General features: G+C 44.2%; 20 protein-coding genes. 16 read left to right on the top strand and 4 right to left on the bottom strand.

What is annotated here, in order from left to right:
• Complete coding sequence (locus KFE98_10820) at window positions 1-627, bottom strand: hypothetical protein (GenBank protein UTW64603.1); 627 nt, start codon at window positions 625-627, stop codon at window positions 1-3.
• An 89-nt stretch (window positions 628-716) separates the two neighbouring features.
• Here KFE98_10820 and KFE98_10815 point away from each other — a divergent pair, with 89 nt between their 5' ends.
• Complete coding sequence (locus KFE98_10815) at window positions 717-2,039, top strand: adenosylhomocysteinase (GenBank protein ID UTW64602.1); 1,323 nt, start codon at window positions 717-719, stop codon at window positions 2,037-2,039.
• 104 nt (window positions 2,040-2,143) lie between these two features.
• Here the strand turns inward: KFE98_10815 and KFE98_10810 are convergent, their stop codons facing one another.
• Entirely contained in the window at window positions 2,144-2,578 is a 435-nt protein-coding gene (locus KFE98_10810) for a hypothetical protein (GenBank protein UTW64601.1), read from the bottom strand.
• Between the two features lie 17 nt (window positions 2,579-2,595).
• On the opposite strand from KFE98_10810, the gene KFE98_10805 reads away from it, so the two are divergent.
• The 7 genes from KFE98_10805 (at window position 2,596) to KFE98_10775 (ending at window position 13,492) form a co-directional block, all read left to right on the top strand.
• The gene (locus tag KFE98_10805; protein ID UTW64600.1) at window positions 2,596-2,925 is read left to right on the top strand and encodes a hypothetical protein; all 330 of its coding nucleotides are present in this window, start codon (window positions 2,596-2,598) and stop codon (window positions 2,923-2,925) included.
• A 194-nt stretch (window positions 2,926-3,119) separates the two neighbouring features.
• Complete coding sequence (locus KFE98_10800) at window positions 3,120-6,947, top strand: carboxypeptidase-like regulatory domain-containing protein (protein UTW64599.1); 3,828 nt, start codon at window positions 3,120-3,122, stop codon at window positions 6,945-6,947.
• Between the two features lie 29 nt (window positions 6,948-6,976).
• Window positions 6,977-7,339: a hypothetical protein gene (locus KFE98_10795; protein UTW64598.1), complete on the top strand. Its 363-nt coding sequence runs from the start codon at window positions 6,977-6,979 to the stop codon at window positions 7,337-7,339.
• Complete coding sequence (locus tag KFE98_10790; GenBank protein UTW64597.1) at window positions 7,336-11,427, top strand: hypothetical protein; 4,092 nt, start codon at window positions 7,336-7,338, stop codon at window positions 11,425-11,427. The genes KFE98_10795 and KFE98_10790 overlap by 4 nt, the downstream gene beginning before the upstream one ends.
• Window positions 11,428-11,466: 39 nt before the next feature.
• A complete protein-coding gene (locus KFE98_10785; protein UTW64596.1) occupies window positions 11,467-12,543 on the top strand; it encodes a PorV/PorQ family protein in 1,077 nt (358 codons plus the stop codon).
• 83 nt (window positions 12,544-12,626) lie between these two features.
• The gene (greA, locus tag KFE98_10780) at window positions 12,627-13,100 is read left to right on the top strand and encodes a transcription elongation factor GreA (GenBank protein UTW64595.1); all 474 of its coding nucleotides are present in this window, start codon (window positions 12,627-12,629) and stop codon (window positions 13,098-13,100) included.
• Window positions 13,100-13,492: an HIT family protein gene (locus KFE98_10775; GenBank protein ID UTW64594.1), complete on the top strand. Its 393-nt coding sequence runs from the start codon at window positions 13,100-13,102 to the stop codon at window positions 13,490-13,492. Before greA ends, KFE98_10775 begins: the two co-directional genes overlap by 1 nt.
• Before the next feature lie 85 nt (window positions 13,493-13,577).
• On the opposite strand, the gene ruvC is transcribed toward KFE98_10775, so the two are convergent.
• A complete protein-coding gene (gene ruvC / locus KFE98_10770) occupies window positions 13,578-14,135 on the bottom strand; it encodes a crossover junction endodeoxyribonuclease RuvC (protein ID UTW64593.1) in 558 nt (185 codons plus the stop codon).
• Between the two features lie 110 nt (window positions 14,136-14,245).
• Between ruvC and KFE98_10765 the strand changes: the two genes are divergently transcribed.
• From KFE98_10765 to KFE98_10730, 8 genes are all read left to right on the top strand, one after another.
• Window positions 14,246-15,148, top strand: coding sequence for a flippase-like domain-containing protein (locus KFE98_10765; GenBank protein UTW64592.1), 903 nt, complete (start codon window positions 14,246-14,248; stop codon window positions 15,146-15,148).
• Window positions 15,149-15,217: 69 nt separating this feature from the next.
• Complete coding sequence (locus KFE98_10760) at window positions 15,218-16,261, top strand: glycosyltransferase (protein UTW64591.1); 1,044 nt, start codon at window positions 15,218-15,220, stop codon at window positions 16,259-16,261.
• Between the two features lie 54 nt (window positions 16,262-16,315).
• On the top strand, window positions 16,316-17,239 hold the full coding sequence (locus tag KFE98_10755) for an SPOR domain-containing protein (protein ID UTW64590.1): 924 nt from the start codon (window positions 16,316-16,318) through the stop codon (window positions 17,237-17,239).
• A gap of 83 nt (window positions 17,240-17,322) precedes the next feature.
• The gene (locus KFE98_10750) at window positions 17,323-20,619 is read left to right on the top strand and encodes a glycosyl hydrolase (GenBank protein UTW64589.1); all 3,297 of its coding nucleotides are present in this window, start codon (window positions 17,323-17,325) and stop codon (window positions 20,617-20,619) included.
• Window positions 20,576-21,274, top strand: a complete 699-nt coding sequence (locus KFE98_10745; protein ID UTW64588.1) for a hypothetical protein — start codon at window positions 20,576-20,578, stop codon at window positions 21,272-21,274. Before KFE98_10750 ends, KFE98_10745 begins: the two co-directional genes overlap by 44 nt.
• Complete coding sequence (locus KFE98_10740) at window positions 21,226-21,984, top strand: hypothetical protein (GenBank protein ID UTW64587.1); 759 nt, start codon at window positions 21,226-21,228, stop codon at window positions 21,982-21,984. The genes KFE98_10745 and KFE98_10740 overlap by 49 nt, the downstream gene beginning before the upstream one ends.
• A 21-nt stretch (window positions 21,985-22,005) precedes the next feature.
• Window positions 22,006-23,097 carry a glycosyltransferase family 39 protein gene (locus KFE98_10735; GenBank protein UTW64586.1) on the top strand — a complete coding sequence of 364 codons (1,092 nt, stop codon included), beginning with the start codon at window positions 22,006-22,008 and terminating at the stop codon, window positions 23,095-23,097.
• Entirely contained in the window at window positions 23,058-23,690 is a 633-nt protein-coding gene (locus KFE98_10730; GenBank protein ID UTW64585.1) for a hypothetical protein, read from the top strand. Before KFE98_10735 ends, KFE98_10730 begins: the two co-directional genes overlap by 40 nt.
• On the opposite strand, the gene KFE98_10725 is transcribed toward KFE98_10730, so the two are convergent.
• On the bottom strand, window positions 23,674-24,579 hold the full coding sequence (locus tag KFE98_10725; GenBank protein UTW64584.1) for a flippase-like domain-containing protein: 906 nt from the start codon (window positions 24,577-24,579) through the stop codon (window positions 23,674-23,676). The two genes, KFE98_10730 and KFE98_10725, sit on opposite strands and share 17 nt — an antisense overlap.
• Window positions 24,580-24,623: the final 44 nt, after the last annotated feature.

The following is a 24,623-nucleotide window of genomic DNA, read 5'->3' as shown; positions in this document are numbered from 1 at the left end:
TCAATCACAGAGATAAACATGGACGTAGCCATGCTCGATAAAATAAGAAAGTTGATGATCTCCCTGAACCTTCGTTCCATGAACTTGAGCACGGAAGAAACCTTTTCCATTTATGGGTTCATCTATAGCAATAGTCATTTGCGATTTAAACTCCAGGCTCTCAATCACAGAATACTTTTTGTACAGCACCTCCTTAGCTCCCCAAACAATGGTCATCGTCTCTGCATCCTGATCCGGCAACTTGGATATTTCGCTTGGAGAGGAGAATTTATCCTGAATCCTAAAGATCTTTTCCCGAACCAATTCAACATCAACCGCAATCTCTTCCTTTTCTGACAGTCCAATAAACACTCGATCGTGACTGTGAGATATACTTATATGATAAGGCTCCAATAAAAAAGGCTTGCCATTGGGCAGGTAGTTGATTTTTCCTTGAATACCAATTTGCCTCATCAACACCCGGGTTGCCAACCACTCTCTTTTTCTTCGATCACTATAGAAGCGGTTGTATCGTTCCGTTTCCTCTTCATTTAAATGGACCTGTTCATAAAGCTCGGGGATGGATTCTTCTATTTGCCAAATAGCCAGTCGAATGTGGTTTATCGTGAAATTTTCTATTAAGGCCAAAACTTAATCCTATTTAATACTGTTCTCCACAAAAACAAATCATTATGACTACTTTTGCACATCAAAAATTGATTTAAGCGTTAAATTCTATGGAAAATACAAATGCTGATACAAAGCCAAAGTACAAAGTAAAAGACATTTCTTTGGCTGAGTGGGGTAGAAAGGAAATAAAATTGGCCGAGGCTGAGATGCCTGGACTAATGTCTCTAAGAGAAGAGTACGGAGGATCTAAACCTTTGGCTGGAGCTCGTATTGCTGGATGTCTTCACATGACGATCCAAACTGCAGTATTGATCGAAACATTGGTTGAATTAGGTGCTGAAGTTACTTGGTCTTCTTGTAACATCTTTTCGACTCAGGATCATGCCGCTGCTGCTATTGCCGCTGCTGGTATTCCTGTATTTGCCTGGAAGGGAATGACCGAAGAAGAGTTTGATTGGTGTATCGAGCAAACCCTTTTCACTTTCCCAGACAACCAGCCCCTAAATATGATTTTGGACGATGGTGGTGATTTGACCAATATGGTGTTGGATCGTTTCCCAGAGTTAGTACCAAACATCAAAGGTCTTTCTGAAGAAACTACTACTGGTGTTCACCGTTTGTATGAGCGTCAGAATAATGGAACTCTTCCAATGCCTGCGATTAACGTAAACGACTCTGTAACCAAATCTAAATTTGACAACAAGTATGGTTGTCGTGAATCATTGGTTGACGGTATCCGTCGTGCTACTGATGTAATGATGGCCGGTAAAGTTGCTGTTGTTGCAGGATACGGTGATGTAGGTAAAGGATCAGCTGAATCTTTGAGAGGTGCTGGTGCTCGTGTTATCGTTACTGAGATTGATCCAATTTGTGCACTTCAAGCTGCCATGGACGGATTTGAAGTAAAGAAAATGGATGATGCGGTAAAAGAAGCTAACATCGTTGTTACTTCAACAGGTAATAAAGACATCATTGTTGGACGTCACTTCGAAGCTATGAACGACAAGACAATCGTTTGTAACATCGGACACTTCGACAACGAGATCGACATGGCTTGGTTGGACGGAACTTACGGAGATTCTAAAGACACCATCAAACCACAAGTGGACAAGTACACCGTAGGTAGCGGAAATGAAGTTATCATTTTGGCTGAAGGTCGTTTGGTAAACTTGGGTTGTGCTACAGGTCACCCATCTTTCGTAATGTCTAACAGTTTTACAAACCAGACTTTGGCTCAGTTGGAGCTTTGGAACAACTCTGAAGCTTACAACAACGAAGTATACACTTTGCCTAAGCACCTGGATGAGAAAGTTGCTCGTTTGCACTTGGCCAAAATTGGCGTTGTACTTGAAGAATTGACTCAAGACCAAGCCGATTACATTAGCGTTAAAGTGGAAGGTCCATACAAACCAGAACACTACCGCTATTAATTAGCAAGTTCGGGCTTACAAAGCCTAACTCATAAAAACAGAAGCGGACTTTTTTCTGATCGATTCAGAAAGGGTCCGCTTTTCTTTTTTATAGAAATCGGGAATCAATTATTGCGAATGACCAAGATGTCGGCTGTATGACTCGTCTGGTATCTTTTGAGAGGAAGTTGCGCTGGCCCTCTTACTACCGAACCATCCACCAAAAAGAATTGGGACTCTGAGCACCCATCATTAGCGTAGGTAGCCGTAGAATCTACACTCACCTGGGCGCAGTCCTGGTCGGACATATAAGGAGTATGCCGTTCGAAGGCTACGAAATCATCAATGGTACGGTAAACGATTATTCCTCGGGAACCTCCATTCACGTAAACCCATCCTCCAACCACCGTCAAGTTGAAATTGGAAGGCTCGTTAAGGTTTAGTTGCACATTAACCGGAACGTCAGGAATTGCCGTATAAATGTCATCTTGTTTGTTGCAACCCAAAAGAATCAACAAAAAAATAAGGGATGGCAAAGTGATTTTTCTAATTTCGCCCATAGTACAAAAGTAACAGGATGAGGCTAAAATTAGTGTACATACTCATAGGGCTTTTTTTAGCGGTTCCACCTGTTCAACATGTGCAAGCACAAAAAGTTGCGACGAAAAGAAAGCTCAAAAAGCAGTCGAAGAAGAATGCAAAGCACGCAGAGAAGAGTGAAAAGTCCGATGCAGCCGTATCGGAAGAGCTTAGAAAACAGCACTATAAGAACCAAACAAAGCAAGTAAAGAAGCGCTTAAAAAAAAATAAGCGAAAAGCCCAACGGTACAACAATCACAAACGTGAGTTTTTTGCCGTACGATGGTGGAGATGGATTGAGTATAAAGTTTCATCCATCTTTAAGTAAAATTGAAACAGAGAAAGCCGGGGATAATAAGAAAAAAAAGGACACGAATTTGACCTTTTAAGAAGTGGTTAAAACCTTTAAATAACGCAGGTTTTACATAGAATTTAAAATTTGGAAATAGAATCACATAATTTATATCTTTACCGGCCGAAATTCGCTTCATTATAGATATTTCAAACTTTAATCAAATAAGTATGCTCAAGAGATGTATTGCCTTACTTCTGGCAACATTCGCTATTGTTACCATTAGTAATGCGCAAGTTGGACAAGGAAGTATTAAAGGGAAAGTTTTAGACAGCGAGACCAAGGAGCCGCTTCCATTTGTGAACGTGGTGGTCGAACAAAATGGGCGGATCGTCACTGGTAGTACTACCGACTTTGATGGTAAGTACGTTGTCAAATCCCTGTCTCCAGGTAAATACGATTTAAAGGTAAAGTTTGTAGGGTATCAACCCCTGATGATTACAGGAGTGGTTGTTAACGCGGATAAGATCACCTTTAAGGATGTTGACCTGAGTACAACCGCAGTAGAAATGGAAGCCTTTGAGGTAGTGGAATACAAAGTTCCTCTGATTTCGAAGGATAACACGACCTCGGGTGGTACCATGACTTCGGAAGAGATTGACCGTATGGCGACTCGTTCTGCAGCTGGTGTAGCTCAGCAGGTAGGGGGTGTATATTCGGATGGTTCAGGTAACCTGAACGTTCGTGGTGCACGTTCCGATGCGAACTACTATTATATTGATGGTATTAAAGTACGGGCAAACGCCAACAGTCTTCCTCAGTCTGCTATTGAGCAGATTTCGGTTATGTTGGGTGGTGTACCTGCCCAATATGGTGACGTTACCGGGGGTGTAATTAGTATTACCACTAAGGGTGCTGCTCGTCAGTACAACGGAAGTGTGGAATACGTTACTTCGGGTTACCGCTTTAATGATGGTAAAAGCTACGTTGGTCTTGACCCTTATGCATACAACCTTTTAGAGGTAAGTGCCATGGGACCACTTTGGTGGAAGAAGGATAGTTTGAATAAGAAAACCGATCCATTGTTTGGTTTCTTCTTCGCAGGTAACTACAACTTTGTGGCTGACCAACGCCCTTCTCACCTCGGATACTGGAAAGTTAAGGATGATGCGCTTCAAAGTTTGAAAGATGAGCCTCTAAGAAATCACCCTTCCGGAACTGGTACCGCTCACAACGGTGAATTCATTCGCTTGAATGATATGGAAAACACCCGCCTTAGACCAAACAACCAACAACACTCTGTAAACCTCCAAGGAAAAATTGAAGTAAATACGGGTAAAAACACCAACTTAACCATTGGTGGTATGTATACGCGTATTGACCAAAACATGTCGAACTACGATGATGGAACGGCCTCTACCCGTTTGTACCCGAACTTCTTGATGAACTGGGAAAACAACCCTAAAAGAATCCGGAACACTTACCGTGGTTACGTTCGCTTTACTCAGCGTTTCAACAACAGCGGTGAGCAATCTGACGCTTCTATTATTAAGAATGCATTCTACAGTCTTCAGTTTGACTACACCCGCAACACAGACGATATTTTTGATCGCGATCACAAAGACGATCTTTTCAAGTATGGTTACGTAGGTCAGTTTAAAACTTTCCAAGATATCGATTACCAATTTGGAACAGACTCCTCTACCGGTCAAATCGGTTGGATCCACGAAACCTGGCGTGATACTTTGATTGGTTTCACCCCAAGTGATGCTAACCCAGCTGCCTCCGCTTATACATCTAATTATTATAGACTATTCGGATGGCAAGGTTATGACTCAGACGGAAACCCTGTTTTTGACAAAGAACTGGCTACCGACCCTAACGATCCTGATCGTATCAACAAAAACCTTTCGGAAAGAACGGTAATGCAGACGAACGGAGCTCTTTGGAATGGTGATATTCCTGATGAGATCTACGGTATTTGGAATTCTCCTGCTGAGCGAATTAACCGCTACAGTAAAAGAGAGCAAAACCAGTATCGTTTGTCGGCTCAAGGTGCTGTTGATATCGGGGACCATGAAATTAAGCTTGGATTCGAATATGAACAACGTGTAGACCGCGAATTTATTGCGGCTCCAAACGGAAACGGTGCTACTGGTCTATGGGGATTGGGACGTAGTTTGGTAAACAGCCACGTAAGTGAGCGTGACCTGGCTAACCCAATTATCGACACCTTGGATTACCTTCCAGGATGGCCAGCCTTTACCTACCCTCGTTTGAATGCAGCTCCTGGAGATTACACTTACGAAGATCCTCAGTCATTCTTTGACTACAACTTGAGACAATCTCTTGGTTTGAATCCTGATGGAACTGACTTCATTGACTTTGACAACTTGACTCCAGAGCAACTTAAGATTGACTACTACAGTGCAGAAGAGCTGTTGAACAACGGTAACTCTATCGTAACTTACTACGGATTTGATCACCACGGAAACCGTATTTCTGGAAACTCTTCTTTAGAAGACTTCTTTAATAAGAGAGACCAGTACGGAAACCCTACACGTAACATCGACGCTTTCCGTCCGATTTACGTAGCTGGTTACATCCAGGATAAGTTCTCTATCGATGACCTTATCTTCAACGTAGGTCTTCGTATAGACCGCTACGATGCGAACCAAAAAGTATTGAAAGATCCATGGGTATTGTTCCCAACCGTTAAAGCTGGTGAAGCTGAAGCATTGGAATTGGCTGATGGAAATCACCCGGAAAACATCGGTGAAGACTACGTAGTATATGTAGACGACGTAACCGATCCTACTGCCATTCGCGGTTACCGTGACGGAAGTACTTGGTACAACGCTGAAGGGGTTGAAATTTCTAACCCAGACGTTATTGCTACTTCTAATGGTATCGCTCCTCTTTTGGTAGACAAAACCAAAACAAATTCTCGTGACATGGGTATTGATGCGTTTGAAGACTACAGCCCTCAAACGAACTTCATGCCACGTATCGCATTCTCCTTCCCTATTTCTGATGAAGCTTTGTTCTTTGCTCACTACGACATCTTAACAAAGCGTCCTACTGGAGGATATGAGCGTTTGGATCCTACAGACTACTTGTACTTAGAAACTACTTCTGGTACTCGTCTTAGAAATAACCCAGACTTGAAGCCAGAGAAAACAATCGATTACGAAATCGGTTTCCAGCAAAAGTTGACTAAGTCAAGTGCTTTGAAGCTTTCTGCTTTCTACCGTGAGTTCCGTGATCAAGTACAGGTTGTAAGACGTAAGCAGGCTTACCCACGTGAGTACACTACTCTTGACAACATTGACTTCGGTACCGTTAAAGGTTTGACCTTAGGATATGAGTTGAAGAGAACTGGAAACGTATCCATGAGAGCATCTTATACCTTGCAGTTTGCTGAAGGTACAGGATCTGACCAAACGACTGCTCAGTCTTTGATCAACGCTGGAAAAGACAACTTGAAAATTACTACTCCATTGAACTACGATCAGCGTCACGCTGTTCAGGTTGTATTTGACTTCCGTTATGGAGAAGGAAAAGATTACAACGGTCCAGTAATTGGTAACCGTCAAATCTTGAACCGCACTGGTATGAACCTTACTGCCAATGTAGGTTCAGGAACTCCCTACACAGGTCAGACTTTGTCTACCGGAAACGGGTTCACCACTAATCAGGGGAATGCCTTCGTAAAAGGTAGCATTAATGGTAACCGTCTTCCATGGAACTTCCGTATGGATGCTCGTATCGACAAAGACTTTACTGTGAAAGTAGGTAAGGAAAAATCCAAAAACTTGGATATGACCGTTTACCTACAAATTCTTAATGTACTGAACACCCGTAATGTTCGTTCGGTATATCGTTACACCGGTACTACCGAGGATGACGGTTACCTGAATGACCCACAATGGGCAAATGACATTCAAGGTCAGAACGACCCTCAATCGTTCAGTGAACTTTACGGAATTAAAACTTCCGTTGGTACTCAGTACAACTTACCAAGACAGACTCGTATTGGTATTAGACTAGCATTTTAATTCGCATTTTCATTACACAAGTGTATAACATGAAAAAATTTACGTTAGGCGTTTTTCTTTTATCTGCTTTAAGCACTTCCACCTTTGCTCATGTTGGTCCGGATGACGCAACCCGGGGGGGTAAAAAGCCGAACAGCAGCTTGGCAGCAAACTGTGCTCCATCTGCTTATTCGACAGAACTGGATATCAATAACACTCGGGCGGTAATTCAGACCGGTGGTGATATGTGGTGGGACTTTACAAATGCCCAGTACGAAATTCCAAAGAACTCAGGTCATACAGCTTTGTTTGCTGGTGCACTTTGGTTGGGGGACGTGATATCTCCGGTCAGCTTAAAGTGGCTGCTCAGCGTTTCCGTAGTCAGGGGGTTGACTTCTGGACGGGTCCATTGAGCACAGTAAATGCGGAAATTGATCAAGTTACCTGTGCCGACTACGATGTTCACTATGTGACTTCTCGTAATGAGGTTTCACAATTTGTGGCATGGTACGAAGCTGGACAGGAAGATGCATTGAATGGAACTAACAAGCAGGCGACACTTTTCCCTGACTACTCCATTCCAAGAAGTATCATCGATTGGCCAGCTCACGGACGGAACTTTGAGCCTTACAATGAAGATTATTACCTGGCACCTTTCGTGGACCGCGATGGTGACGGAAACTATAACCCTGCACAAGGGGACTACCCTGCCTACGACTTGAGCAACGCCTCTGACTGTAAGGCTAAGATCATCAACATTTTTGGTGACCAAAACTTGTGGTGGGTATTTAATGATAAAGGAAACGTTCACACAGAAACTGGTTCTGGAGCCATTGGTATGGAGATCCGCGCTCAGGCTTTCGCCTTTGCCACCAACGATGAAGTGAACAACATGACCTTCTACAACTACGAGTTGATTAACCGTTCAACGTTTACCTTGACCGAAACTTACTTCGGCCAGTGGGTAGATGCTGACTTGGGATGTTCTCAGGATGACTACGTAGGTTGTGATGTTCAACGTGGATTAGGATTTGCCTACAACGGTGATGAGTACGACGAAGACTGTCGTGGTGCAACTGGATATGGATCTATTCCTCCAGCTATTGGGGTTGACTTCTTCCAGGGACCATTCCAGGATCCTGATGGAAAAGATAACCCGCTTACCTTGAATTACTCTGAAGCAATTGCTCAAGATGGTATTCCTTACGCTGGTATCGGTATTGGATACGGTGATGGAGTTATTGACAACGAGCGTTTCGGAATGAGAAAATTCTTGTACCACAACAACGCACAGGATGTTCGTGGAGATCCCAACAACGGTGTTGAGTACTACAACTACTTGCGTAGTATCTGGAGAGATGGTTCTCGTATGGTATACGGTGGTACAGGTCACGTTGGATCTGGTGGATCCATTCAGGCTGACTACATGTTCCCAGATAACACCGACCCTGTAGGTTGGGGTACTGGTGGTAATCCACAGCCAGCTTGGACAGAGGTAACTGCTGGTAACACTAAAGGTGACCGTCGATTCATGCAGAGTGCTGGTCCATTTACTTTGGAGCCAGGTGCGGTAAACAACATTACAGTTGGAGTTGTATGGGCACGTGCTACTAACGGTAACCAGAATGAGTCTGTTGAAGTAATGCGTAAAGCAGATGATAAGACTCAGGCTTTGTTTGACAACTGTTTCCAGCTGTTGAACGGTCCTGATGCTCCAGACTTAACCATTCAAGAGTTTGAAAACAGATTGGTTCTTTACCTAAACAACACAATCGTTTCCAACAACTACAACGAAGAATACGATGAGCAAGATCCTACGATCATTCCTCCGGATTCAGTTCCAGATGGAGACTCATCAATCGCTATTACTCCTGAAATCTCTAAGGAATACAAAACTTACCGTTTCCAGGGATACAAAATTTACCAGATTGTTGACAACACTGTTTCTCCATCCGACTTGGATAACATTGAGAAAGCTCGTTTGATCGCTCAGGTAGATATTAAAGACAGTGTATCTCGTTTGGTAAACTTCTACTTTGATGCTGACCTTGGCGCTGAAGTTCCAAAACTGGAAGTAGACGGTAACAACGAAGGAATTTCTAAGTCCTTTGAAATTACTCAAGACGTTTTTGCAGAAGGTGACAACAAGTTGATCAACAACAAGGCCTACTACTTCATGGCCATCGCCTACGCATACAATGGAAACTCAAGAGACAGATCTTACCTAGGTAGCCGTCAGTCTCCTACTGGAGCAATTAACCCAGTACAAGCAATTCCACACAAAACTCAAGTTCAAAACGGAGGAACAATTCTTAACTCTAAATATGGAGACGGAGTTATTCTTACTCGTATTGAAGGAACTGGTAACGGTGGAAACTACATGAACCTATCTCAGACTACCATCAACGAAATTCTTGAAAATGGTAAAGCTGATCACTTGGTGTACGAGCAAGGTCAAGGTCCAATCAACATTAAAGTGGTTGACCCATTGAACGTAAAAGCTGACAACTACACCATCTGGTTTGAAGATACAACTACTAATGGTAACCTAAGTGATGCTTACTGGAGACTAACCGGTGATGCATTGGGTGATACCATTACTGCTACTAAGAGCATCGAGATTGGAACTGAAACCATCTTATTTGATCTTGGTTTGAGTATTGAACTGGGACAAGGTCTTGCTCCTGGATCACCAGAGAACTTGGCTACAGACAACGGTCTGTTGGGTGCTGAATTCACTTTTGCTGAGCCATCAAAAGCTTGGTTGAGCGGTGTACCTGATCAAGATGGTTTCTCTCAATTTAACTGGATTTTGTGTGGTACTCAAGCGACCATGGAAGAGGGACAAACACCTCAGTTGGAATCTGCATACGATGACTGGAACTACTACCAGAAAGACGTAAGCGGTAACGCACAGAAGAAAGGTATGGGACTTGATGATCTTCAGATCTACGAAGGAATCTTCGAAGGTACTGTTGCTCCTTTCCGTTTGACTGCTCACAAATCACCAAACGGTGCTGTTCCTGGATACTTGAACGCAGTTGAGGTTCACGGTAACCGTGATCCACTTAAAAACTTGTGGCAGTATGACTCTCGTGCATACGGTGATAGCGCGTTCTTCATGGACAGTGTAAACATGCTTCAATATGTACACGGTGTAGATATCGTTCTTACTCCAAACAAAGACCTTTGGACTCGTTGTCCTGTTTTCGAAATGAGCGATGCTCTTGCAGAAAGTGAAGGAGATGCAATCCGTGGTCAGTTGAGAGATGCTCCATCTGTAGATAAAGATGGAAACCCTGCCGGAACAGATGCTTTGCCATCCACCGATCCTAACGATCCTGCCTACATTGGCGGAAAAGGAATGGGTTGGTTCCCAGGATACGCAATCGATGTTGAAACAGGTGAGCGTTTGAACATGGCTTTCTCTGAAAACTCTTACTTGATTGCAGAGAACGGACGTGACATGTTGTGGAACCCTACCTCTACCCTGGTTGAAGGTCCACAGAACGAATTCCGTGGTGGTGGTATCCACTACATCTACGTATTCCGTAACAACAAAGTAGAAGACGAAGTATTGGCCTATGACTTTATCCCTCCTGGGTTGGCTAACTCTCCTTTCTTCAACTTGATGTACAACGATCCTGCTAACAGACAGCCGGCATACGATGCTGGTGCATGGATGTACTCAAAAATGAACGACGTACGTGGAGAATTGGATCAGAACAATGCTGATGACTTGGTGAAGTTGAACAATGCGAGCCACGTGTTCCGTTCAGGAATGTGGACCATCTTCCCACGCTTGGAAGACAACACTACATTGTTGGCTACAGAAGCAACAGTTAAACTTCGTGTAAGTACCCCTTATCAGAATTATGGTACCGGTAACAAGTTCCTAAGCAAAGGGGACAAACTAGAAGTGGGCAAGGAGTATTATGTTAATGCCGGCCCAATCAAGCACGTTACCAGCCCTGATGTAGATTCGATGTACTACCCTGGAATGACCCTGATTGCCGGTAACACAGACTTTAAACTGGAATACATGGACATTGCTACTGCACCGAAAAGTTTGGATACAACAGACGTACTGATGGAAGCCGTAAACGGTGGTCGTCCATTGTATAACTTCTCTACACACAGTTTGGCCCCATCGTTCAACAACACGAACCTTTTGGAGTCATCCTTGGATGAGATTCGCGTAGTACCTAACCCTTACTATGCTTACTCACGCTACGAAACAGATAAGATTGATACCCGGGTTAGAATTACCAATTTGCCACAATCGGTGACTGTAAGAATTTACACCGTAAACGGAACTTTGGTAAGAACCTTGAAAAAGGATGATGACACCATCACCTTCCTGGAATGGGATTTGAAAAACCAGTCTCAGGTACCTATAGCCTCAGGAGTTTACGTGATGCACGTAGAAGCCCCTGGAGTTGGAGAAAAGATCCTTAAATGGATGGGTGTAATGCGTCCGGTTGACCTGGATAACTTTTAATCAAAGAAACTTCAATAAGAAAGTATACAGCGCGATATTATGAGAAATAGATTTTTAACCTTACTGATTGCCCTAAACCTCATCGGTTTGTTTGTGTCGCAGGCTTCAATTGCCGGTAACAAAGATCGTATCGGGCAAAATGGTGCTAATCAGCTTACCGTGAACCCATGGGCACGAAGCAACGGGCTGGCCTTTGCCAACTCTACTTCCATGATTGGTCTGGAGTCTCTATCGACTAACATCTCAGGATTGGCCTTTACGAAGAAGACTGAAATTCTTTATTCGTATACCAATTTTATGGGTGGAGCATCCAACATCAATTCATTTGGACTTTCGCAAAAAGTGGGTGAAACTGGTGTAATTGGACTTTCTGTAATGAACATGTCATTCGGAGAAGTAGAGATTACTACAGAAGACAAGCCGGAAGGTGGAATTGGGGTTTACTCTCCTCAGTTTCTAAATTTCAACTTGGCTTACGCACGTGCGTTCTCTAACAGTATTTATGCTGGTATCGCCGTGAAAGTAGTGTCTGAGTCCATCGCCGACGTTAAAACACAAGGAATTGCCCTTGACGTTGGTATTCGTTATGTAACTGGGAAAGATGATAAACTGAAATTCGGTATCGCGCTGAGAAACATCGGTCCTAAAATGAGATATAACGGTGACGGACTTGCTGAAAAAACTCAATTTGACGGTAAAGAATTTACTCTTAGCCAACGTTCTGAGGCTTTTGAAATGCCTGCTGAATTGAACATTGGAGTTTCTTACGACTACTACATCGGACAAAGCACTGATACTACAGGAAAGACAGGTAAAACTGATCACCGTTTAACAGGTGCTGGTACCTTCGTTTCTAAGTCCTTTGGTAAGGATGAAATTCGTGCAGGTCTTGAATACGGATGGAAAGAAATGGTATTCCTTCGTGCTGGATTGCTTTATGAGCAAGGTATTTTCAGTAGCGACGAGCGTACGACTATCTACACAGGTCCTTCTTTTGGAGCTGGATTTGAGTACCCATTAGGAAAAAGTAAGTCTACTATCGGAATCGATTACTCCTACGTTTTGACCAACCCATTTGGTGGTAACCATTTGGTTGGGCTGAGACTCAATCTGTAAAAAATATTTACCTTTGGTTTTGAATAAATGGAGTCCCAACCCGGGGTTCCATTTTTTTTCTCCCTTTTTTAAACTGATTGGTTATGAGTAAGATCACTTACTATACAGAGGAAGGACTACAGAAGTTAAAAGACGAATTGCACCAGCTAAAAACTTACGAGAGACCAAAAATCTCTCAGCAAATTGCTGATGCCCGAGATAAAGGTGACCTTTCGGAAAATGCCGAATATGATGCGGCTAAAGAAGCCCAGGGTCTATTGGAATTGAAGATTTCCCAAATGGAAGAATTGTTGGGAAATGCTCGCATTGTGGATGAATCTCAAATGGATACATCCAAAGCCTACATTCTTTCTACCGTAAAAATTAAGAATCAGGCCAACAATATGGAGTTGACCTATAAGTTGGTAGCCGAGAATGAGCAGGACTTAAGAGCTGGAAAAATCAGCGTTGAATCCCCTATCGGAAAAGGCTTATTGGGTAAAGAGGTAGGCGACATTGCTGAAGTAAAGACTCCAGGTGGAATGCTCAAATTTGAGCTTCTCGATATCTCCCGATAATGTCCAGTATTTTTTCGCGCATCATCGCAGGCGAAATTCCCTGTTACAAAATCGCTGAAACCGAAAACTGCTTTGCGTTTTTGGACATCTTCCCCTTAAAGGCCGGCCACCTATTGATTGTACCTAAGCAAGAAGTGGATGAATTGTTTGACTTGGACGAGGATATCTACACCGAGCTGCAACAATTTGCCCGAACCATTGGAATCGCCTTAAAAAAGGCTGTACCCTGCACCCGCATTGGAACAGCCGTAGTTGGTCTTGAAGTGCCCCATGCTCACATTCACCTCATCCCTATCGATCGTATGAAGGACATGGATTTTGCACAAGATAAACTACAATTTTCCCCAGAAGAGTTTGAAGCCATTGCTGCTTCTATCCGAAATCATTTGTAACAATCTTGGAGATTAATCTTGAATCTTCAATCTTCAAGATTCAAGATTCGAGATTCGAGATTCGAGATTCGAGATTGAAAAGCCATTACCGTTTTCTGACTTTGTCTGGATTGTTGGCCGCAAAAGATTTCCAACTTGAATACTTCTTCCCAGCTGTGGGGCTTCCACTTTGAAAATGATGACAAACTGCCGCCGCCAATCCATCGGTAGCATCCAGGTACTTGGGCATTTCGTCAAATTTTAAAATGCTCTGAAGCATGTGAGCGACCTGCTCCTTGGAAGCGTTACCATTCCCCGTAATACTCTGTTTGATTTTTCTTGGAGAATACTCCTGAATAGGAATATTCCGATACAAAGCGGCGGCCATAGCCACTCCCTGAGCCCGGCCAAGCTTTAGCATAGATTGCACGTTTTTCCCAAAGAAAGGAGCTTCCACAGCAAACTCATCGGGTTTGTGGGTCTCAATCAGCTGTAGAGTTCGCTCAAAAATTCGCTTCAGCTTATCGGAATGATCCTCCAATTTATTCAAGTGAATCACCCCATGAGTAATCATCTCCAATTTTCGGTCGACTACTCGAATAACTCCGTATCCCATCAATGTGGTTCCCGGATCCATTCCCAAGATCACCTTATCCATTCGCAATGCTATTTTTGTAGGCTAACACGTCTTGTCTGTTGAAATTATCCTCCTTACAAAAACGAAGGCTGACGCTGCTAATCAAAGTTGCAACAATACTTGCTTGCCTAGGTTACGTGTTTGAAAAGGTTTCCCACAATCAAGACCTGAATTCCATTCTAAGCTACCTGGACGAAATCTCCGTTCAACCTTATGCCTGGATCTTATTGACAGCCGTAGTTGGACTCATGGTTATCAATTGGACGCTGGAAGCCGTCAAATGGAGAATCCTGGTTCTTCCCCTGGAAAAAATAAGCCTTTCACGATCCATTCAAGCCATTCTGGCCGGAACAAGTTTGGGTATAATAACCCCTAACCGGGTAGGAGAATACGCGGGTAGAGTACTTATTCTGCAACACAAGAATCGTTTTTCAGGAGCGCTGGCCACCGTTATCGGAAGTGTAGCCCAAACCATAACTACCGTATTATTTGGCTCAGCTGCACTCTATTTTTACTACACCGATCTTTCCGGAGAAGAGCCCGATTTCTGGATTCAAATGGTTCTTTCCTTCCTTCTGATTCTATTAATCGGAGTATTACTGATTCTCTATTTCAACACGCCCTTTCTTATCGGCCTGTTAAAGCGACTTAAAGTGCTCCATCGCTATCGGAAATACGTCAGTTTCCTGGATCGCTATAGTTATGGTGAATTGCTAACGGTTTTGAGCCTAAGCACACTGCGCTATATTGTATTCTCTTCGCAATTGCTTTTGCTCCTCTACTTTTTCCAAGTGGAAATTCCCTTTCACGATGCCTTGATTCTCATTCCCATGATATTCATCGCTCTAACCATTATTCCGACCATTCCTTTCACGGAATTGCCGATTCGGCAAATGGTGAGCATCAAACTGCTATCCGTTACTTCTGATCATAGTTTAGGTATTGCCGGAGCCTCATTTGTTCTTTGGTTTATTAACCTTGGAATTCCAGCCATCGCTGGAACTATTTATATCTTTCGAAGCAAACTTTTTCGTTCCTAATTCACTCGATTGATCACCCTCGGCTTCATAGTTTTATACGGGATTTTGGTTCTTTACCTGATTCAGGGAATGAGGAAAAGTGCCGTAGATCGCTCTACCCTACCCCAGGAAATTGAGGATTCGGTTAGTGTAATAATTCCCGCTCGCAACGAAGAACAAAACCTTCCGGAACTGCTCCAACGTTTGTGCGATCAATCCCTATCCAAAAGCCAATATGAGGTGGTGGTGATAGACGATCAATCGGACGATTCTACGGCTGAAATAGTGGAGCAATTTGCGCTGAAAAATCCAGAGCTAAAATTGCAGCTCATTCGCCAAACGGAATTCTCAGAAAGCCCCAAAAAAGAAGCCCTCGAGAAAGGAATAAAGAACAGCCAGGGATCCTTGATCCTACAAACCGATGCCGATTGCTTACCGGGACCAGAATGGATCAAAACCGTGGCTCAGTTGTTCTCTGTGAATTCTTTCGAAATGCTGCTTCTACCCGTTTATGCGGAACACGATGGATCCCTTGTGGCTCGATACGATCAGTATGAGACGGCTGCTTTTCAATGCATCACTTTTGGAACAGCCGGCTGGCAAGATCCTCAGCTGGCGAATGGTGCCAACCTGGCCTACCGAAAGGAAGCCTTTAATGAAGTATATGGTTTTGATGGAGCCAAAAAAAGTTATTCAGGAGATGATATCTCCCTGTTGCAAAAATTTAAGCAATCTGGAAAAAAAATTCAATCCGTTCTACTGGCCGAAGTCATCACCGAAACGGAAACGGTAAGAAGCTGGAAGGAACTCTTTGCTCAACGGGTACGCTGGGGCGGCAAAAACAAGCGGATTGCCTCTCCCCTATATTGGTTACTTACCGGATTTCTCGTTGCCCTTCAAATCTACCTACTCAGTTTGTTGATTTTCAACCCTTATACCTGGCTGGGTGCCTTTATCATCAAACTAATTCTCGACTCCTGGATGCTGGATCGCTGGCATTCGCTCGGTGGTAAAAAGGCAGATTTGAGCTACTTTCCACTCATCTCTCTGATTTATCCTTTTGTGCTCACCTTTTTATTTATTGCTTCGTTGCTCTATGCGCCTAAGTGGAAAGGCCGAAGAATAAAGGTTTAGCTTTTGACTATCTAAGCAAAAAATTCTAATTTGCACTCTTAGAAAGAGAGAGCTATGTCAGAATCAGGAAGAGATCGAGATCCGGCATTCCGCCGCAGGAGAGCCACTTCTGCCTCCACCCCGAGGAAACCCAGAACCACCGCTCCCAAAAAAGAGCCAGCAGCCGAAAAACCGGCTTCAGCTCCAAAGGAACCTACACCCTCCAAAACTCAAGCTCCTCCGCCGCCAGCTCCACCAACAGCTTCAGCTCCGAAACCGGCTGAAAAGCCAGCTGAAAACGCGCCCAAGAAAAAGTCTCCGGATGCTACCTCGAAAAAGAGCAAGCTCATTGGTATTATCGTATCCTTGATTGTGGCAACAATCCTGGTTCTTGGAGGATTCTATGCCGTTCAATACATTCTGAAAACAGAGGCCATGAACATGAAAGGCCATGCTGCCACTATGAATGAAGGGCATGAAGATTCAGCCATGCACGATGCCGAAAATGCCAACGAAAATTCTGAGGGGTCAGAAGAATCGGGAGAAGAAATGACTTTGATGGAGGACGGTGAAGAAACCGAAGAGGCTTCATCAGAATCAGGCAACCACCTGGATGCTGATACTGAGCTTTCCGAAGAGAACTCCATCGAGACTGAAATGAAAGAGGTGGAAGAAAAGCAACCTGACGAAACGAAAGAGAACCAAGAAAGGGAAGCCTTAAAAACACGGATTATCCGTAAAAAAGGCCAATTTGAGATTCCCTGCTGGATTATCGCCTTTAGTGCCAACTCCAAAAAACCTTTGGCTAACGTAAACTACAGCGAATTGGAAGCGCTGGGCTACGATGCCGGAATCTACTGGATTCCTAAGTATTTTGAAAACGGAAAAGAATTATACAAGGTTTACGTAGGTCCCTACAAATCTCCTGATGAGGCAGAGTCTGTATTGCCAGCTATTCGCAACATGCAATCCGACGCCTACATCATGAAAATTGAATGATCCCCGCTCGTATAAAAACCAGTAAAGCAGTGGGTTTGTTTTCTACTTTCGTTTTCTTCTAAATTCAAAAAAGTTACCCTGTTATGAAGCGGACAGCGACTTGGTGCCTGGTTGCACTTATTGGAATGAATTCATTGGCCTTGTCAGCCAAAAAAGGAGATTCGAATGAAGAATCTGAAGAACCCAAAGCAGCTCTTGCATCGGGTAAATTGTCGGGATTGAAGTTTCGGTCTGTTGGACCCGCTCTAACTTCCGGACGTGTTGCTGACATGGTGATTCACCCTAACAATCCAGCTGTTTGGTATGTCGCAGGAGCTTCTGGAGGAATTTGGAAAACTGAAAATGCGGGTACTACTTTCAGTCCCATTTTTGATGGACAAGGTTCCTACTCTATCGGATGCCTGACTATGGATCCCAACAACCCGAATGTAATTTGGGCGGGGACTGGTGAAAACAACAACCAGCGCTCCGTTGCCTACGGTGATGGATTGTACAAGTCTGAAGACGGCGGAAAATCCTGGAAAAAAGTCGGACTCGAAAATTCCGAGCACATTGGCATGATTAAGGTGGATCCGAGAGATTCGCGTCGTGTTTTCGTTGCGGCATATGGTCCTCTATGGAGTGCTGGTGGCGACCGTGGATTGTACTTAACCGAAGATGGAGGAGCTACTTGGAATAAAATTCTAGAAATTGATGAGCACACCGGGGTGAATGAAGTTCACCTTGATCCACGTGATCCAGATTTAATTTATGCCACCGCACACCAGCGCAGAAGACATGTTTGGACCTACATTTCTGGAGGACCAAGCTCGGCCATTTACCGTTCTACTGATGGGGGAAAAACCTTTGACAAACTTTCCAATGGCCTTCCTCAAGGTGATGTTGGACGAATTGCCCTGGCCATATCACCTCAAAAACCAGATGTGGTCTACGCTATGATTGAAGCCACTCCGAAAACTCAGGGTATCTACCGTTCTACGGACCGCGGAGCAAGTTGGAACAAGGTGAACAAATATGCCTCTTCAGGTAATTACTACGTAGAGTTGGTTCCAGATCCGAATCAATTTGACAAGCTTTATTCCATGGACACTTGGGCTCAGGTATCCACTGATGGCGGCGCTACCTGGAAACCTCTTGGTGAAAAAAGCAAGCACGTAGACAACCATTGTATGTGGATTGACCCTAACAACAATGCCCACTATTTGATGGGATGCGACGGTGGAGTCTATGAGTCCTGGGATGGCGCTTCAACCTGGGATTTCAAAGCAAATCTGCCTATCACCCAATTCTATAAAGTAGCCTTGGATAATGCCGAGCCATTTTACAACATCGTAGGTGGAACACAGGACAACTTCTCCTTGATGGGGCCTTCTCGTACTACAAGCGCTACTGGAATCACCAATTCTGATTGGTTTGTAACCAAAGGAGGTGATGGATTTGAATCACAGGTAGATCCTACGGATGACAACATTGTATACAGCCAATCGCAATATGGATGGCTCGTTAGATACGACAAAGCTTCGGGAGAAAAAGTAGGTATCAAACCTTGGCCAGCCAAAGACGAACCTGCTTACCGCTGGAACTGGGATGCCCCTCTTCTTATTTCTCCGCACAACAACAAAAGACTCTATTTCGCAGCCAACAAGTTGTTCCGCTCCGATGATCAGGGTAATACCTGGAAAACCATTAGCCCCGATTTGACCCGCCAGCTGGACCGAAATACGCTTCCGGTAATGGACCAGGTGTGGAGTATGGACGCTGTGGCCAAGAATAAATCCACTACTATCTACGGCAATATCGTAGCTCTGAGTGAATCTCCAGTTCAGGAAAACCTGATCTATGTAGGGACTGATGATGGACTCATTCAAATTACCGATGACTCCGGACAGAATTGGAAAAAAGTGGATGGTGTTTCCGGCGTACCAGCGCGTACTTACGTGAACATGCTATTGGCTTCTCAGCACGATGCCGCGACCGTTTACGCGGCTTTTAACAACCATAAGAATGGCGATTTCAAGCCCTATCTATACAAGAGTACGGATAAAGGAAATACCTGGACTTCGATTAGCGGAGATCTACCTGAGCGCGGTTCTGTGTACTGCATCGCCGAAGATCATGTAAATCCAAATCTGCTCTTTGCCGGAACTGAGTTTGGCGTTTTTGTGAGCGTTGACGGAGGGGCCAAATGGATTCAATTAAAAGCTGGATTGCCAACCATTGCGGTTCGTGATATGGAAATCCAAAAACGTGAAAATGATTTGGTATTGGGAACTTTCGGTAGAGGATTTTATGTACTGGATGACTACAGTCCACTTCGTGAGATGTCTGAGGACATGATGAAAAATACAGAGGCCCACATTTTTGCGATTAAAGACGCCGAAATGTTTATTCCATCCATGCCTTTGGGTCGTCGCGGAAAAACCTTCCAGGGTGAGAGCTACTACGCTACCCCTAACCCCATTGTGGGAGCCACCTTCACTTACTACCTCAAAGAGGCTCCAAAATCCTTGAAGCAAGAGCGGAAAAAACGCGAAAAGGAATTGATCAAAAACAACGAGGCTGTTCCTTACCCAAGCTTTGAAGAAATGCGAGCTGAGGACAACGAAGAGACTCCCTATCTATTCTTTGAAATCAAGGACAGCAAAGGCACTACCATTCGCCGTTTGAAAGCAGGAACTTCTACCGGTGTCAATCGTTTTGTTTGGGACCTGCGTTTAGACCCACAATCACCCGTTTCGCTTAAAGATCATAAACCGAAAAGCATTTACGAATCTTACGATATCGGTCGAATGGCCCTTCCTGGAAAATACACCGTTTCTCTACACCAGGTGGTTCGCGGAAAAGTAGAACAACTGGTTGCTCCAGTATCGTTTAACGTTCGTTTCCTGGAAAACAACAAACAAATGAGCTACGACCGTACAGGGGTGGAAGAGTTTGCCTCTGAGGTTGCCGAGATGCGAAATCAAATGGGTAAAGCATCCAAAAGTTTGGCCGAATATTCTAATCGTACTAAGTATTACAAAAGAGCCGTTCTAAAAACGCCATCAGTGCCACAATCGACTTTGGAAGATCTGTATGCCATAGAAGGTCATCTCAATGAATTGAGCTTGATGATGAATGGAGATCCTTCACTAAGCAAGCGTGAATTTGAAACAGACCCAACGATTGGACTTAGAATTGGTTTGGTCGTATATAACCTATGGAGAACTACCGGAGCTCCTACACAGACAAATAAGGAGCAGCTGGCCATTGCTAAAACAGACTTACAATTTGTATTGGATGAATTGAAGTCCATAAAAAACCAATTAAATGAAATGCGCAACTTACTCGAATCGCATGGGGTTACGTATACCCCAGGTTGGGAGCCTCAAAAAGATTAATTCCTTACTGGCTGGATTCCTGATAGTCTTACTGGTATCAGGAACCGCCTGTAAGCGGGAAGACCCAGAAGATCCCACAGATCAGGGACGAAACGGAACCATTTCCAAAGGAAGGGTATCGGTGGACAATTGCCTGGTGGGAGAAGAAATAATCAATGAAACTCCCATTGAGGGTTATAGTAGCAAGAACAGCTATAAACCCGGGGAATACCTGATCATTCACGCTCATTCCCTGAGCGATTTCCAAGTCGAAATAAGCCGCGTAGGAAACCAGGTAGATCTGCTTCATACTTCCGGAACCATTCCGGCTCAACGACAGAATTTTTCATGCTACTCGTACTCCCACGGATGTAATTGGGAACCCAACTACGTGTTCCAGATACCATCCAATTGGAAAACGGGTATGTACACAGCTAAACTCAAAAGCCAAACCGGGGAAGAAGATCACATTGCCTTTGTGCTTAACAAAGCCTCTTCGGAACCACCCGCCCGAATCGCGGTTTTGGCCAATACCAATACCTGGGCAGCCTACAACAATTGGGGGGCGGATCTTTTTACAAATACCAGATCAACGACGACGTACCCAATTCCAGTAATATTTCTTTTTTGCGCCCTAATCCCTACGACAACCCGCACGAACAATATGGTCACCTGACCGGAGCTGAGGGATTTTTACTCCGTTGGCTGGAAGACAAGGGCTACGACTACGACCTCTTTAGCGATGAAGATCTTCATGACGACGATCAATTGCTTTATGCCTACAAAGCATTCATCATTCACACTCATCCTGAGTATTGGACCAAGGAAATGTACAACCACTTGTACCGCTACCTCCAGCGTGGCGGAAACTTTATGTATTTAGGTGGAAACGGCGTTTACTGGAAGGTCGTTATTGACAAGCACCAGAATGTGTTGGAAGTTCGGAAAGAAGGTGAAACTCATAAATATGAAGCGACTCAAGGTGGTCAATGGAGGAATTTGGATCTTCCCGAGCAAGCACTCCTGGGGGTAGCTTATGACGCTCGAGGTTACGGGACCGAAAAGCCGTACGTGGTTAAATCTGAAGGTCACCCCTTTTTCAAGGGAATGAATCTCAAAAATGGAGATTTGTTTGGTACCCAATGTGTAAATCGAGATGGTGCTTCAGGTCTGGAAACGGATAAAATCGGAACCCATTCCCCTCGGTTAACGCTACTTGCCAGAGGAAACAATCCTGATGATGGTGGAGCCGATATGGTTACTTACGAGCACCCGGGAGGTGGAACTGTGTTCTCTGTAGGCTCAGTATCTTATACCTCTGCACTACCCGTTGACAGTAACATCAGCCGTTTGACTCAAAATGTACTGAACCACATGCTGAAATAGCGGTTTCTGTATATTGGTCGAATGAAAATTAGTTCGTTGTCCCCCTCAACCAAACTGCTTCTTTCCTTGGGGATTGTTCTTCTTTTCACGGCCTTGTTCGGAGCTAACCACATACTAGGACTTCAATCCGAAGAACCGCGTAGAGCCATTGTCTCATTGGAAATGGTGAATAGCGGAAATTACGTTGTCCCTTCGATTCATGGTTGGAGTTATTACAACAAACCGCCGGTTTTCAATTGGTGGATGGCCCTGTATTACAAGCTCTTTCAATCCTATGACGAATGGGTAGTCCGTATTCCATCTCTGGTGGCCTTGTTGCTTTCGGCCCTGCTTATTTTTCGAATAGGCCGTCCCTATTTGCGATCGGGCCCTGCTTTATTAGCAGCTGCCTTCTTGCTTAGCTCTGCTGAGATACTGTTTTATGGATCCATATTGGCTGGCGAAATCGATTTGTTTTTCGCCTTGCTTAGTATCTGCCAAATGCTTTCTATTTTTTGGTTTTTCGAGAAGAAGAAATACCTGCAACTCTTTATCTGGTCCTACTTTTTTGCCGCTCTGGGCACCTTAACCAAAGGGCCTCCATCCATTGCCTTTCAAGCGCTCACCTTGCTACCCTGGATTCTGATTCACCGACGGTGGACCCTTCTTTTTTCCTGGAAGCATTTTGCAGGACTTGGGGTTTATGTTTTGGCCGTTGGAGGGTACTTCTGGTTGTATTCGTTTTACGATGATCCCTTACCCTTTATGGTTCGACTCTTTAAAGAAGCTTCGCAGCGATCTGGAGCCGAACACGCCTTCTCCGATACCTTGGTAGGATTTCTCACTTTCCCCTTAAAAATGCTTGCCTGGATGGCTCCCTGGAGCCTCTTTCTGGTATTCCTCTTTAAGAAAAAGGTCTGGTCTGATTTATGGGCCAATCCCCTGCTCAAGTTTTGCCTGGTTGCTTTAGTATTCAACCTTCCTATTTATGCCCTTGCCGCTGATATTCGCCCCAGGTATTTATACCCTCTTTTTCCGTTTTTCTTTTTGATTATCGGCCATCTGTTTGGACTCTCCTTCGAATCGTTGAAAAAATGGAAAACAACCCTTCTCCAGATTCTGGGGGCACGGTAGTTCTGGTATCCCTTGGAATGTTCGTTCTTCCTTTCTGGGATGATCCTGCCCTCAGTTCATTTTCGATTTGGGGTTGCTTCGTCGTGGGAACTCTGGGATTGGCAACGGCTTTCGGATTTTACAAAACACACCACAAAATTGCCCTTCTGATTCTATTTCTGTTCGTATTACGGATCGGGTATAACCAACTTCTCTTGCCCAATTTGGCTCAGGAAAATTCGGTAGAGAATTACGAACCTCACGTTCAGGAAGTTCTTCGAATCACAGAAGGACAACCCGTGAGGTGGTGTGGTTACATTTATCTGTTTGAGTCCGATGCATCTGTTGGCCCGATCACCTTTGAAAAAAGTGAATTGGTTACCCCAACGCTAATGGCCTATCAAGTCCCTTATCTATTGACCCGGGAGAATGGATATATCATGCAGTATGATACGATTTTGGAACCTGGTCAATTCTACCTCTCTCACGACGATTTCTTACGGGATAAAACGGTAGAAAAGCTTTATGAATTTGAAGATCGTTGGATGAAGAAAAACCTGATTCTCTTTAAGGCTACCAAGCCTGAATATGGGGGAATCAAGCTGTTCCGGTAGAAACGGGTTCATCCACTTCGAGACGAGAAGGGAACAGCAAAAAGGATATTCCGGTCAACGAGGTTCCGGCTAAAGCCAGATAAAACAAAACACTGATAGCCAAGGAAAGTTCCAAATCTAAGCCCAGGTATTCTGCTCCCAAAAGAAAGGCCATTTCCCGGGCTCCCATAAAAGGCAGCATGTAAGCCAAACTGGCCAATAGAAAAATGAACAAATAGTCTAATTGGTGATCAGAAACGTTTAACGCTAAAAGAATAAATACCACGCACACCACTTGCAGAAACTGGACGATTAAGGCCGCTACATTTACCGATTTCCACACCGGCAAATAAGACCGCCAGAACTGACGATGAACGAAATAATAAACCAAGTACATCACTGGAATTCCCAATAGCCCTAACCACTGAAACCAACCTTTGAAGGTGGTAGCCGGAAAAATCAAAGCCGCCAAAGCCACCAATGCCGCCACACCACTAACCCGGTCCAATACAGAAGACCAAATCAAGGATTTAACCGGAGTTCCGTATCTATTCTTCAGCCAAATTACCCGGTACCCATCTCCACCCACCAGGGGAATAAACAGGCTGTAGAACATGGCCAAGAGGTTTAATCGAATACCTTGACCCGAGGATAAATTCAGGCCTTGAGAGGCATAATAATAATTGAGTCGAATGGCGGCCACCGCTTTAGATAGGAAGAAGAAAGCCGCTGCCAGAACCAGATACAACGCATTGGCCTGTTGCAAGTAAACACCCACTTTCTGGATATCCACCTTCCGCCAAATAAGGTAAAAGGCCAGCGCTCCAAGAATCAATTTGAGAAGAAATACCCCGATCTTTTTCGCCGACCATCGGCTTTTTGTTGAGGTATCTGCGGGCTGTTTTTGCATTCAGTTAATAAACTGGCTTTAAGCCCAATGTATTTACGAGGCTT

The organism is bacterium SCSIO 12741 (assembly GCA_024398055.1).
Taxonomy (GTDB): domain Bacteria; phylum Bacteroidota; class Bacteroidia; order Flavobacteriales_G; family Salibacteraceae; genus SCSIO-12741.
The sequence above is the reverse complement of the archived record's forward strand: the minus strand, read 5'-3'. Positions and strand labels throughout refer to the sequence as shown.